Consider the following 15,174-nt stretch of genomic DNA (forward strand, 5'->3'; position numbering starts at 1 on the left):
GTTTTATTTACCGGACTTGCTTCCGATATTCACACTGCCTGTCAGACGGATATCATCCGATGCACTGCCGACATACACTTGAACTTTACCCTTAGGCATTACCCATTCATGTGATGCTTCATCCCAGTAGGACAATGCGCTGCGATCCAGTTGAATATTGACCCGTTGCTGCTTGCCTGCTTTGAGATCAACTTTCGCCCAGCCAGCAAGTTGCTTCTCTGGCGTTTCAACTTTGGTTGGCAGATTACCGACATAGACCTGTACAACTTCCGCACCGGAAACTTTACCGGTATTACGCAGGTTGAGGGATACTTCTACGGTTGCCTTATCGCCTTTACCAGTGTTTTTCACATGCAGATTACGATAATTAAAATTGGTATACGACAGTCCGTGTCCAAAGGCAAACGCCGGTGTCATGCCTTCTTTGTCATATCCTTTATACCCTACAAAGATACCCTCGGAATAGTTACCCACCCCGTTAACACCCGGGAATTGTTCCGCAGTGGATACCGGGGTCTGGGTATCATCTGATGGGAACGTCACCGGCAACTTACCGGATGGATTCACATCACCAAACAGCACACGTGCCACTGCATTACCTTGTTCCTGACCTGCATACCAAGCCTGAACGATGGATGGCACTTCTTTTTGCCAGGAATCCATTTCAACAGCGCGACCACTCATTTGCACCACAATCGTTTTTGGATTGGCTGCTGCTACCTTGCGGATCAGCTGCTCCTGGTTATTCGGCAGCTCCAGGTCGGAACGGTCGACGTAACCTTCACTGTCATACGTACGAGTTACCACGACGGCAACATCTGATTTTTTTGCCAGATCAACTGCTTTTTGCATTTTAATATCCACAGCGTCGTCTGGAGCTTCCCAGCCAAAACGAACCTGTGCACCCATATCATGATTAGTCTGTACCGGGAAATCCGTACGATACTCAATTCGAATATTGTGGGACTCGCCTTCTTTGAACGTGATTTCTTTCTTCGTTGTACTCAGTGTTTCACCTTGATTGTCTACGAGTAACTCATCATCCACATACAGTTTTGCGGAACCGAGACTGGTCAGGGACAGTTTATATTCACCCGTTTGAGGTGCTGTGATCGCCCCTGTCCAACGAGCAGACATCTTGGCATTGAACTTCGTTGGTGTCACTGGAAGCTTGGAAGATTGTGCGTTAAAACCTTCATAGTTGTAGAATCCAAGATTCATATTAACCTGATGATCTGTTCGGACCAAAGAAGGATTACCCTCCATATCTTTATTCGTCCAGTATTCAGCACGCAGACCGTATTCCGCACGATCTGTACCATAGTCTCTTTCACTTTCCTGAGCATCCGCTGGTGATAAAAGAGTAGAAGGTACGGCGGATGGTCCATTAAATGCATCTCCTGCGGAGATAGGATCCGTTCCGGCAGCATATTTTACATCCACACCGTTACCAGCACGGTTACGAATGCCTTGAAGCGGACTTACAGTATACGTCGGATTAACCAGACTGCTACCTCCACCAGCAGCCGATGCGTTATCTGCATCCGGACCGATGACAGCGATGGATTTCACGTTTTTCTTGGACAGAGGCAGCACATTATCGTTGTTTTGCAAAAGAACCATGCTCTCTTCTGCAATTTCACGTGCCTGTTTGCCGTCTTTCTTGGCATTAATTTGTGTATTCGTTACAGGGTTGTCGAACAGCCCTTTATCGAACATTTGAAGCAAAATTCGTCTGACCTTCTCATCAATGGTTTGCTCGCTCACTTCGCCATTATTCACGGCTTCCAGTAGCTTACTTCCCCATTTGCCGTAAGGCTCTCCAGGTGTCTCCAGATCCAGACCCGCATTAGCAGATTTGGCCGTGCTGAAGTTTGCGCCGTAGTCACTCATGACAAACCCTTCGAAGCCAAACTGATTCTTAAGGACATCTGTCAGCATCTCTTTGTTCTCACAAGCATATGTACCGTTCACCTGGTTAAATGAACACATAGCCGAACCAAGATCCGCTTTTTCGACCATCGCCTGGAACGGACGTGCATAGACTTCCTGAATGGCACGTTCGCTGGCTGTTGCATTGGTCGTGAAACGTTCCGTCTCCTGGTTGTTCAGGATATAGTGTTTCGCTGTAGCAATAACTGGATTACTTTGAATCCCGTTCACATACGCTGCACCCATGCCGGAAGCCAGTAGCGGATCTTCCCCGAGAGATTCGAAGTTCCGGGAACCCCATGGTGTACGTGCAATATCCAGCCCAGGGCCGAGCACTACATTATGTGTTGTATCATGTGCTTCCTGACCGATCAGATCGCCATATTTCTTGGCCAGATTGGTATCCCAGGAAGCGGCAAGCGCGATGGGTGCAGGCAATGCCGTGGACTTTTTGTCCTGCACATCCGGGTTAGCCACACGTACTCCTGCGGGTCCATCTGCCATCTGTAATGCCGGAATGCCGAGGCGCTCCAATCCATCATTATAGAAACCATAATAGTTGTTGACTTTACCAGTTACGAATCCAACTTTCTCCTCCAGCGTCATCTCCTTGAGCAGCAGCTCGGTGCGTTCTTCCGCAGATAGAGATGTGTTCATCCAAGGAGGATTGGCCCCGGATTCCGCCTCCGCGGCGAAGGCGTGTAACGGCATAGCCGCCACCGCCACGATGATTAATAGCATAAACCATCGTTTGAGGAAAATCAGATTGAGTCTTCTGTTCATGTTGTAAGCTCTCCTTCTCTCTTGATCATTTTTCTTGTGCACATATTGAATACATGTATACAAGGGAATGCAAACTGGCTTGATCCCAGTCTTTCAAGCATTCAGGTCGTCCTGCACATGGCTTCCGAAACTGCAGCCTGCAAGCCAGTCAGCAGATTTCGCTTTCTAACGATAGCCGACATGATCATGAATTACATCCCCTTATATTTGGTAAATGACCGATTAGAACAAGCCTAGTTCTTTGGAATCACCACATTAAAAATTCATATAACAAGACAAGAAAACGAATTATTTACATTTCCGTAACTACTTTAGAACAGATTCTTAACTTTTAAAAACAGTCGGTTCGACCCACTCCCGTTCAACCAATTAATGCAATTAATTATCAGATTAAGGAATATACCCACACACCCTGGGTCCTAAGTCTATTTGAAAACGGAACCAATCCGGTCCATTGAAATATCCAAAAATATAAAAGCAACTGAAGTCCCTTTTAACAGGTTCTTCAGCTGCCTTTATGTTGAAATTTCTACATATTGTCCACTATCCAGCCATGATCCTTGTTCTACACTCGTTATATTGAGATTTGAAGTTACATTGAAAATCGGAGTAACAAATAAAAAAACCGCCCAACGGGGCGGTTCAATTCTAGTTTGTTCACTCTAGTTCGTTCACTTCTAATTCTGTAACTGTGCAAGAATCTGCGGGTCCTTGATCTTTTTATCTTCGGCGAGCAACATCACCTTGGACAGAATCTCAGCTGTTCTCGGATCTTCATCCAGGAATGGCAGGAAGATTCGACCCCGATGCTGACTGTGCACCGGAACAATATGCAGTGCACCTGTGGCTTGTTTGAACACATTACCACTCCCCAGATGAACAGCATACTCACCCAATTCACCATCAATTCGTGCGTAATTCCCGTCCAAACGTACATTGTCGATCTTCAGCAGACGCAACGATTCATTCACAATGACGTGGCGCATCTCAATTGTTGTCAGACTGGCTTCCGGATCTACGCCTCCCACATGTGCAACGCTGACCACCAGATCGATATCACGCATAACTTCGGAGAAGAACGTCAGCGGCACATCTTGCAGCGCTACAGGTTTGTAGCTCTTGCGATCGTAGAACTGCACCGTCTCCAAGGTAGGTGCCTCGGTATCTGCTGGTGAGAACCAATCTGCCATGGCATAGAGATTCGCAATCAGATTATGCTCATAACTTACCTTCTGCAGACCTTCTTCATAACTGACAGTCCATTGGCGTCCTTTAAGCAGAGCTACTGCTTTTTTCGGTTGAATCTGATACCCGGCATATCGGCGAGACACCGTACCATTAGCCAATTCGTCCTCGTTAGGAAGATACAGCTCACGGAATACCTGCTTGAACGGCTGACGCTCCTGACGGGTGAACAGATCCCGCTGGAATTCACTCCAGCTTCCGCTCTGATACAGATGAAGCGGATGAGCAATCAACAGTTGATCCTGTTCCGATAGTGCCTGGATCGTACCCTCCGGCCCTGGAGCAACCAAACCACTGGACGATACATCGAATCTTCCAGTCTTGTCACCTGACTGGAAGACAAGTGTTCTTACCAGCGGTTGTATAACCGGATTTTGCATCAGACTGGCAATTTCCTCACGTGTAAATGACGTTCCAGCAGTCATCGAACGTTCCAGCTCCTGCCGTGCCCGGCGATACTGATCCACCAGATCCGATTTCAGCTCTTTCAGTTCAGCGATATATCCATCTTTTTTGAACCGGGCAGGTACAGATTTGAGTGTCTTGCCTTTGCTAACGATAACCATCTCGGGTTGGCCTTCCTCATCAATGACCAATTGTGCCGTCGTGTCAGCATCCAATGCATGAGGTTCAAAGAAGGATTTCATCTCATCCAACTTACGTGCTTCCATGTCCCACATCAGCCGCGTAACATCGGCATAACCTGCATTACGAGCAAGATTGCCCAGTGCAATCTGTGATGCCACACCTTCACTGGTACGGCGTTGTGCACCGAATTGTTTGCTCTGCATCAGGAACTTCTGAATGAAGTCGTATCGCTCACGCAGATCCTGTTCGCGATTTACAGCGAATGGAATTAAACTGTAGGTTAACAAATGATCCTTGTTTCGCTTGTCTGACACGGACTCACGCATATCGTCCAATCGAAGCTTGCCTAGTGCAGCATCTGCGAACAATTGGGATCTGCGGTGGTTAGATCCCCCGGAAATGTACTTGGCACAATCGTATAACAGATTGAACCGTTCCTCCCCGACAGCAGCATACGCCTCTTCGAACCACGCGATATCAAACGCACCTTCATTAAAGTCCTGCGGTGAGATTGGAGAATAGTGGGCCACGATGGTTTCTTTCTCCGCAGTAAAGCGTTCATTAATATGAGCATGGAAGTACCAGGCCGCACTGCGTAGACCTTCCCATCCCAGATGTCTCGCTACAATCTCCATCCACTGCGGGGCGTACATGGCTGCTTCCAGCAATTTTTTCTCATTCACCGGATACTTCTGGAGCAATTCCCCAAGACGCTTCTCATCTTCTCCATCTCGTGGATGACAATTCTGAATTAGATAGCTAAACGTCTCTTTACGTGTTGTGTTGTCCCCATAACTATAGATATAGCCACGGACAAATGTATCCTGATCCATCGCCGAGACCAGATGTACCCAGTGTTCCATGCCTTCAATTCGATCCAGTTTCATGGCAAGTGTGCTTACTTCTGTAGAGAGTTCTCCCCGGGTCAGCTCAATCTCCAGAATGCGATCGACCACCGCATCTCGCAATTGAACAAGCTTCGGATCACTCGCGATCATTTCTGTACGAGTGGATGTTAAGTCCCGAATAAACAACAGACGATTCCCACCGACCAGCACCTGTCGATATATCTCTTGATCATCAATCAGGTTCAACTGGTACGCACGCAGGAAATCTTCAAGTGACAGTAAAGACAGCGGTTGACTACTCTCTACAAGACTGGTGAACTGGTAAGCTGTCTGGAAGAAACGTTTGAAGCTGTTATCGTCATGGATTTTGCCACGAACTACATAATTCCAAGGTCCAGTCAGAATATGAAGCATGCCTGACTCTTTTTCGAGTTGATCAGCAGGCATACTCGCGATGATGGAGGCCCAGGTTTTCTCAGCTATCTCAAACGTATCGATCGGATCGCTATCCAGAAATGCCGCCGATATCAGTGCCACTACCTGATCCTTATACGTTAACGAATCCAGCATCTGCTGCAGCTTTTCGATGTCATCCACAGGATAGATCTGTTCGGCAAACGACTTGCGCCAGCCTTCCAATAACGGAATCTTCTGCAATTCGTCATAGCCATACTGCTCACGGAAATAACTGTAATGGTCGCTCAAATTGCCATTGAAATCCCGGAGCTGTATACCCATATACAACTGCATTAGTTCCACACTGCTAAATCCGGCATGTTGAATATAGTTCTCCCATACGTCATGAAGCGGGAACTGTTCCATCTGCTTCATTTCATTCCGCTCTCCATACGGAACCTTGGAGCGAAGAATCGCTCCGACTAACAATGTGTCTTTATAGCCAGCGTAGTATTCCACTTGATACTCATAATCCCTGTGTTCATGCACTAATTCACTAAGTCCCTCCAGAAATGGTCTGGTCTTATCCAGAGAGAGTGTAAAGATATCCTTCGGATTATGGCCCTTGAGGTCACGCTTCTCATCCAGCAATGGCTCACGTCGCTTCGGATCGAATAAACCAAATCCATTAGAGGCTGTGTAACGACTCCCCTGATCTGTCAGCTTATCCAGCAGTTTCTGTTCCTTGGCAGTGGGTGTCTCAATCAGCTGCGCCAATGGCTGCAATGCCTCCTGCTGATCTATCCGTTCTGGATCTGCCGCAATCTCGGTCAGTAGTTCGAGCGCGCCCAGACGCTGCAGTTCACTCTTGGCCTGCAAAAGTCGCTTCAGTGAGACCGCCAATTGGTCCACGGGTTGCAGTAACAATACATGAATGACCTTCTGACGAAGCGAGCCCGTCTTGAGCTTCATCAACGCCTCCATCTGTTTCATCTCATCAACCGTCAACGTGAGCAGCTTCGCCTTGGCGAGTGCACTCTCCCGGTTACTAATGCTTTTATCAGACAAGCTCTCAAACACAAACTGTCTTTGTACCTCATTATCAGGATGCTGAACAAACTGGGACAACAGTTCTCCGCGCAGTTCCGGGCTCAATCGGTCCTTGATTGCAATGACTTCGCCGATCCATTCCGGGTCCATATCATAGGCGGCCAGATATAACATTTTCTTGACTACATCATCCGTATCGATTCGGTAGTGAACATACTCAAGTACACCCGATGGTCCACCTGACCCGCCTTTTGGAATGGCAGCCACCATCTCTTTGAACCGATCAAAGTCCTGACGCCGCAAGGCCTTATCTCCAAGAGCAGGCAATGGCCACACGTAGACGCTACGCTGATTCTCTCCATTCTCGAAACTCCAGTTGTACATATACATCGCATCATAGTTGGTCACAATCCAGTGCATCAACTCGGTGTCCTGCGCCTCCAGATAACGACGTGCAATGTCCAAACGAAGCTCTCTGTTCTGGCTGTTAGCCAGTACATATTGGGCAACAATCTTCTGATATAACTGACCTTGATCCATAATCTCGATTATCTTGCTCTTCAATTCATTCTCTTCAATGACCGCTGTCGCCCAAAGACTGATAAAGAGTTTGTTGGCGTTAGCTTCCTGCTGCCAGGCCTCGCGTACTTCTGCTTGCACAAGCGCCTGATAGGCCTGCTCAATCAACTGTGCGGCAACACGCTGGTTGGCTGCTTCTAGGCCGATCCCCGTCCATACGGCAAGCGCTCTTACCACAGAACTGAAACGAATCAGGTTGTTGTCGATAATGATTTTTAATATGTAAATATAGGCTTCCAGTGTCCCTTCATCCATCCGCTCCACAATGCTTTGGCGCAGCCCTTCCTGCAACCTTGCTGCAACGAGCAGCTCACCCACCATCTGATAGGCATCCGCCTGATCGCTCATGAATATACCTTTGATCATTTCATGGGTTAACAGCGCCGTCTGATTGTCACCATAGATAATATCATGCAGCGCCTGCTTCATATCTCCGCCCTGATGATCCAGTTCATAAGCGATACAATCCGCCAGGACCCAACGGATCTCATGCAGATAATCCAGCTTGTACTCACGAAGTGACACGTATTCTTCCAAGGAGAAATTTTTCATTTCCATACGGAACAACCCCATCAGTTTGCGAATGACTTGTTCTACATGCTGCTCCGGATCGGATGTGCGAAAAGGCCGGCGTTCATAGTTGTTACTGTATGGGAAACGAGTCGCACGCTCTGCAATATAACGAAATCGCGCAACCAATGACTCGCTCGCCAGATGCTGGAGCACACCCAACAGTGGCTCGAATAATGGTTTCTGCGTTTCTGCAGCCAACCTTCCAAGCAACTTATCAGTATTCAAAAACATCTTTTCGTCTCCACGCAAATACGTAGACCCGGCGATCTCCACAACATAGCCTGCCAGCTCAAGCTGTACCCCTGTTAACGACTTGGCTCTTTCCTGCAATCCATCCATATACACCTGTACTTGCTCTTCCTGATTCATCCTGTTCTCCTCCTTCATCGCTCTCTACCAAAGACGTCCGGCAAGCATTGTAAAACGGATAAACACCACGTTATCTCCGTCTTTTACAACAAGTGACTCATCCAGTTCCTGCAATTCTTCATCGTTGAGAAACACTTTATACAACCCATCCTCATAGGCGGTTATCGCTGTATCCATCGCAACTTGCAGATCAGGAACGCCCTCATTGTATACTGCGCCAAACCCGACTTTCCCCGCCGCTCCCTGCACCTCAATCTCATCCGGCATCAGGTAGGCGAGCAATTCTGTCTGTTGTTTCTTGTCCTGAAGAGCTTTTACTTGCAGAGTCACCATGTTCTCAATGAGCTGCCTTAACGTATGAGTTGTTTCCGGAAGTTCGGCAGCTTGCTTGGCAAGTACCGGCTTGCGTTTGCCCAGACTTTTTACCGTTATCCATACGTTCACTGTCTTGCCCCCTCTGTCCTGCCCTATTTGAAGAAGCTTCCATAAGCCCCGATATCTATACCACAATGCGGAATAACCTAAACTCGAAATGACTATCTGTCTCTAAAATAAAATAAAAATACGTACATATGTACCCCTAATAAACATCATAACTAAAATTCAATCCATATTCATGAGCCAATCCTCATGTTTACGTGGAACCACGGAACTATGGCCTACTTGCGTACATATACGCAAAAAAAGCCGCACAGTCTCATATAAATATGGACTGCGCAGCCGCTTGCTACCATTAGAGTAGCTTATGACACGTTGAAATCTGTAATCTGAAACCTGTATAAATCATCTGACCAATCGCAACGGTCGAATGGTTACAGCTGCTGTCTTGAACCCAGGCATCCGGCAGAACGGATCTAGCTCTGGTCTGGTGGCCCGATTCACATTCTGAATGCCGCCCCAATGCATCGGCACGAACAAGGTATCCTCCCGAATCGAATCTTTGATGCGCGAACGAACCGTGAAGCTTCCGTACGTCGATTGAATCTCAACCCACTCTCCATCGTGAATACGATAACGGGCAGCGGTAGCCGGGTGAAGTTCAACAAAGTTCTCCAATTCACGAGCTGCCAGTGCCGGACTGCGATGTGTCTGCACCCCTGTAAGATAGTGAGGCAGCACACGCCCATTGGTGAGAATTAAGGGGAATTTCGGCGATATATCATTCCATCCCGGGCTGGATTCAAATGTGAATGCCGCTTTGCCGTCCGGGTGAGCGAATCGTTCACCGAACAGCAGTCCTTCTCCCTGATCCTCCAGGGCAGAACACGGCCAGTATACCCCTTTCTCGTTACGCAAACGCTCATAGGTAATGCCATAGTAATCAGCAACTCCGCCACGACTCGCCACCCGAAGCTCATTAAAGATATCCTCAGCAGTGCCATATTCAAAGTAAGAAGCTTTACCCAATTGCGCGGCAATCCGGCATAATATATCCCAATCATCAAGCGTTTCTCCCGGCGCAGGCCGCCCCTGTTCACGGAGCAGAACACGCCCCTCCAGATTGGTCAATGTACCTTCATTCTCCATATAAGATGTAACCGGCAGAACCAGATCAGCCATTCGTGCTGTCTCCGACAGGAACATGTCTGCCACGATCAGAAAGTCCAGCTTGCGCAGACCTTCTTCCACCAAACGCACATTGGGGTTGGATACGACCGGGTTGGAGCCCATTACAAGCAACGCCCGAATCTCCTGATCGTGGACCTTCTCCATCATCTCGTAGGCAGATGCCCCTTTGCCTGGCAAACTTGCAGGGTCTACAACCCAGACGGATGCCACATAGGCACGATCGGCTTCATTTTCAATGGATCGATAGCCCGGCAGCTGGTCAGCCTTCTGCCCATGCTCCCGTCCGCCCTGCCCATTGCCTTGACCTGTGATGGCACCATATCCGCAGCCTTCTCGGCCAATTTTGCCAGTCGCGAGCACCAGGTTCAAAAAGTGCCTCACTGCCATATGTCCATCCGTCTGCTGCTCCACACCACGTGCTGTCATGATCATGCCTGTCTCAGCCTCACCGTAAGCCATCGCCGCCTGACGAATCAGCGCCAGATCAACCCCGCACGCTTGTGCAGCCTGTTCGAGTTGCAGATCAGCCAACCCTTGTATCAATTGCTCGTAACCATGCGTTCGTTCGCCTATAAAATGAGGATCCACCAATCCGGCATCCATAATCACCTTCAACATGCTATCTGCCAGCAGAGCATCCATGCCAGGCTTCACCTGCAAATGAAGGTCCGCAATGGCAGCGGTTGCCGTTTTGCGTGGATCAATAACGATAATGAAGGCCCCGTTCTCCTTGGCCTGATTGAAGTAGGGTAACAGGGTAGGTTGGCATTCGGCAATATTGGTACCTGCAAGTACAATGCAGCCCGCCTTGGGAATATCGGACAGACGGAACGTCAATCCACGATCCATCCCGAACACTTTACTGCCAGCTGAAGCCGCAGCTGACATGCAGAACCGTCCATTATAGTCGATATATTTTGTCCCCAATGCAACTCTGGCGAACTTGCCGAGCAGATAGGCTGTTTCATTTGTCAAAGATCCGCCTCCGTAGACTCCGACCGTATCTGCTCCGTATGAATCTTTCAAGTCCTGACACCGCTCTGCGATGGTCTGAATGGCCTCCTCCCAGGAACAGGGTTCAAGCTCGCCATTGCGACGAATGAGCGGATGCATTAATCGTTGACCACTAAGCGCATGTTGATGAGCATTCATGCCCTTCACACACAACCTGCCCTGAGAGGCTTCATTCGGAACACCCTGAACCGTATACTCACCACGACGCTGGCCTGCAACAGGTGCAGCGAGTTCTTCAACAGTCATCTTGCACTGCACACTGCAATACGGACACTGGGTTTCCTTTACATACAGCTTGGAGGCTGTTAGTTCTGAACTCACGGATAATCCCATCTTTCCATCCCCGCCTTTCATCTATATATCAGCTTGAAGTGTAGCTGCAAGTTCCTTCTGTAACTGGTCATCCAGCATCGTTTCCCGAATGGACATGAATCCCAATCGTTCCGTCCATGCCCATAACGGCTCATCATACCAAGCGGTTTGGCGATACCATTGAAGGCAGGCTGATGCGAGTGCTGCCGCTTGTACCTCTGTTTCAGCCACCCCGAGCAAGCCACCTTGTTTGACCGGATGCTCTGCATGACCGCCTGCATAGATCTCCCACCCAGCTGGTGAAGCCAGCAGGCCGATATCTTGCACCAGTGCGCTCACCAACGAACCGGGCCCTGGTGCAACGCCCATATTCACCGGCGATGGCATCGCAGCACCGATCCAACTCGCACGAAGCTGTGCAGCCAACCCTCTGGCATCTCTTGCATAGGATGAAAGCGGGATCTGATCATCCCAGCGTACCTGAACCTCTGAGTGACCTTCGATCTCTCGAGCAACTATCGTTCCACCGGATACCTTTAAGTAATAATGAATTACGGGGCGACATGCCGAGCAACCATGTTCCGAACCCCAACCCAGCTTCTGCAAGATCAAAGATATCTCTGGTAGCCCTGTCTCCAGAACATCGATGTCAGCCAGGATTTCCTTCAACTCTGCATGCCCAAGCGCCGTACAACTGCACACAGGCATTGGAGCAGGTTTGTCTGGTGTGGCTACCACGCCAGTACCCCCGTTATTTTTCAGGTTATGCGTATGTTTCAACAGAGCAGCCACCATCGGGCGACAGCCACCGCATGAACCAGAAGCCTTGGTCTGTTCCTTCACCTGATCTGCTGTCTCAAGATCCTGTTCTTGAATAGCCTTCATAATGGCAGCCTTGGTCACATTGTTGCATGCACATACGGTCTCCTGAGCCGGTAATGCCGCCGCAGCCACTTCAGCTGGATCCGGGGCCCCTTCACGCGGAGCCAATTCCGCTACATCTGCACCTCGTTGCACCAGTCCAAGCAAAGCCGTTCCTTCAGCTGTATCTCCAAATAAAATGGCGCCGCGTACTTTGCCAGCCTGCATCAGTACTTTTTTGTATGTACCCCGAATGCCATCCAGATGTTGAATTGCAGTCTGCATGCCTTCCCCGCTAATCTCACCCGCCGAGAAAACATCAACTCCTGATACCTTCAGTTGTGAATAAGGAATTGAACCCTTATATTCAGAAGTTTCCTGTCCACAGAGTGTACGTGCGAGTACTTTTCCTTGCTCGTATAAGGGGGCCACCAGACCATAACTGATTCCCCGATGTTCAGCACATTCCCCAACTGCGTAGATATCCGGTACACTGGTGCGCATATAGTCATCTACCATAATTGCCCGATTCGTAGCGATTCCACTTCGTCTGGCTAGGTCCACATTTGGTCGAATCCCTACAGCGACAATGACAACCTGAGCTTCAAGCTTGGAACCATCCGTGAACTGAAGGCCCTGAACCTGTGATCGCCCGGTAATTTTCTGCGTATTTTTGGCCAAAAGAAAGGACATACCCTGCCCTTCAAGTTCCTGTTGAAGCATCGCGGCAGCATTCTGATCCAACTGCCGGTTCATAATGTAATGTGCGTTATGGACCACCACAGCTTCCATGCCCAAATGCAGCAACCCGCGCGCAGCCTCCAGCCCAAGCAATCCGCCACCAATGACGGCGGCCTTGCGATAGGTTTTGGAATAATCAGACATGCGCGTACAATCATCAATCGTTCGGAAGGACATGACCCGCTCTTTATCAATCCCCGGAATCGGTGGGATAAAAGGTGAAGAACCTGTCGCCAGAATCAGGACATCATAGGTTTCTTTTAGTCCAGATTCAGTCTCTATATATTTTCCACGGATATCAATGCGGTGTACCGTTTCACCTGTACATAGCCGGATATGATGCTCGGCATACCAAGTCCAATCATTGATAATGATATCCTGTAACGAATGCTCGCCCTGCAATACTTTTGATAACATGATCCGATTGTAGTTGGGACGGGGTTCATTACCGTAGATTACAATCTCATACGTATCAGGCTCCAGTGCGATAATCTCTTCGACACACTTCACTCCAGCCATGCCATTCCCGATAATTACCAGTTTGCTTCTGCTCATGGGCTGCCCCCTATCTCTCTCACCTGAAAATAAACAGAAAAATCCCTTCTCCATGATTCGGAAAAGGGCACCGTTGCCTCCGGAATCCACACGCCTTTGTGTGGATTCATATTAGATTCAGATTAAGGGAATCCGAATCTAATGTCAACTAAATTAACATTAAAATTGTGAACAACGATTAAAAAATGAATTATTTAAAATCCCATGTAATTTTTGTTGACATATACATTTTCTCTTGATTATAATTTGAATCAAAATCACAGTGCTGTGATCAACTCAGATGCGGGAACACAATGACGTGTACCGCCTGTCGGCAACGGGGCCGCAAATCGTTCAGATCTGGACGAATTGCGGCCTTTTTCTGCCTTAACAAGCACATAGACAAATCACGAAGATCTCAATTGGATGAGGAGCGATGATGGATGATGGAGAGCAAAAGTTTTTGGAAAAGCGGGCATAAGCCCACCCTATTCGGAGCGTTTATGTATTTTGACATCAGTTTTATGATATGGGGAATGTTGGGTCCACTCGCAGTTGTGATAGCATTGGACTATCCGATGACTCCACTGGAAAAGGCCAATCTGGTCGCATTGCCTATCCTTGGTGGCTCCATCCTGCGGCTTGTGCTTGGCTTCATGTCTGATTATATAGGTCCGAAATTGACCGCACAGATTGGAATGCTCGTCACGCTGGTTCCTTTATTACTCGGCTGGTTATGGGTTGACTCTTTAAGCCAACTTTATGTGGTGGCACTCTTGCTGGGTGTCGCAGGCGCTTCCTTTGCTGCTGCGCTACCTCTGGCAGGCCAATGGTATGGCAAAGAGCATCAGGGTCTGGCCATGGGTATTGCCGGGGCGGGTAACAGTGGAACCGTACTCGCGACGTTGTTTGCCAATCGTTTGGCTACGCATTTTGGCAGCTGGGAAGTTGTGTTTGGACTTGCTATTATACCGATCGCTATCGTATTCATCCTCTTTTCTATCTTTGCCAAGAATAGCCCTAACCGGCCTGAACCCAAGAAATTGTCCCAATACGGAAGTCTGCTTAAACAAAAAGATGCTTGGGTATTCTGTGCCTTCTATTGTGTGACCTTTGGTGGTTTCGTTGGATTATGTAACTATCTCACCATCTTCTTCAATACCCAGTACGGGCTCTCTCCTGTTCGTGCAGCTGACATTACCACGTTCTGTGTGATCGCAGGTAGTTTCTTCCGGCCTGTCGGGGGTTATCTGGCGGACAAAATTGGCGGAACACGTATGCTGACTTTCCTGTACACAGGAGCCTGTATCATGCTAATTGGCGTATCCTTCATGCCACCTCTGCCTGTAGTGGTAGTCATGCTGTTCCTCGGTATGATGTGTCTGGGAGCCGGAAATGGCTCCGTGTTTCAACTGGTTCCGCAACGTTTCGGCAACGAGATTGGTCTGATGACAGGTATTGTAGGTGCCGCTGGCGGATTGGGCGGGTACGCACTGCCGCTGATTCTCGGCCAACTGTACAGCAGCTATCAATCCTATACACCAGGCTTTGTCATTCTTAGCCTGATTGCAGCAGCTTCCCTGTTCCTGGTTCTCTTCATGCAATCCCGCTGGCGTGTGAGCTGGTTGAGCCGAGGTAACAAAGGCATGGCGGAATCGACGTCCCTTTCTTCCTGAGCAACCACTCGGCCGTTAACCAATGGTACAGTGTTTACGAGTGATCCATAAGTAACCAAAGAAACAGCGCAGCCCCATAAGGCAGCGCTGTTCTTTGCTTACGA

General features: G+C 48.7%; 6 protein-coding genes. 1 reads left to right on the top strand and 5 read right to left on the bottom strand.

Going from position 1 to position 15,174, the window contains the following annotated elements:
- Positions 1 to 3 precede the first annotated feature (3 nt).
- The 5 genes from AC6CIF_RS29175 to nirB all read right to left on the bottom strand — a co-directional run bounded on the left by AC6CIF_RS29175 (position 4) and on the right by nirB (position 13,415).
- On the bottom strand, positions 4 to 2,715 hold the full coding sequence (locus tag AC6CIF_RS29175; protein WP_498202496.1) for a glycoside hydrolase family 3 C-terminal domain-containing protein: 2,712 nt from the start codon (positions 2,713 to 2,715) through the stop codon (positions 4 to 6).
- A 677-nt stretch (positions 2,716 to 3,392) separates the two neighbouring features.
- A complete protein-coding gene (locus AC6CIF_RS29180) occupies positions 3,393 to 8,363 on the bottom strand; it encodes a DUF4132 domain-containing protein (RefSeq protein WP_498202497.1) in 4,971 nt (1,656 codons plus the stop codon).
- Between the two features lie 24 nt (positions 8,364 to 8,387).
- Positions 8,388 to 8,807, bottom strand: a complete 420-nt coding sequence (locus AC6CIF_RS29185) for a hypothetical protein (protein WP_498202498.1) — start codon at positions 8,805 to 8,807, stop codon at positions 8,388 to 8,390.
- A 339-nt stretch (positions 8,808 to 9,146) separates the two neighbouring features.
- Entirely contained in the window at positions 9,147 to 11,279 is a 2,133-nt protein-coding gene (gene nasC, locus AC6CIF_RS29190; protein WP_498202499.1) for an assimilatory nitrate reductase catalytic subunit NasC, read from the bottom strand.
- A gap of 21 nt (positions 11,280 to 11,300) precedes the next feature.
- Positions 11,301 to 13,415 carry a nitrite reductase large subunit NirB gene (gene nirB, locus AC6CIF_RS29195; protein WP_498202500.1) on the bottom strand — a complete coding sequence of 705 codons (2,115 nt, stop codon included), beginning with the start codon at positions 13,413 to 13,415 and terminating at the stop codon, positions 11,301 to 11,303.
- Between the two features lie 425 nt (positions 13,416 to 13,840).
- On the opposite strand from nirB, the gene AC6CIF_RS29200 reads away from it, so the two are divergent.
- Positions 13,841 to 15,070, top strand: coding sequence for a nitrate/nitrite transporter (locus tag AC6CIF_RS29200; RefSeq protein ID WP_076213570.1), 1,230 nt, complete (start codon positions 13,841 to 13,843; stop codon positions 15,068 to 15,070).
- Positions 15,071 to 15,174: the final 104 nt, after the last annotated feature.

The organism is Paenibacillus sp. GQ49, from assembly GCF_059759055.1.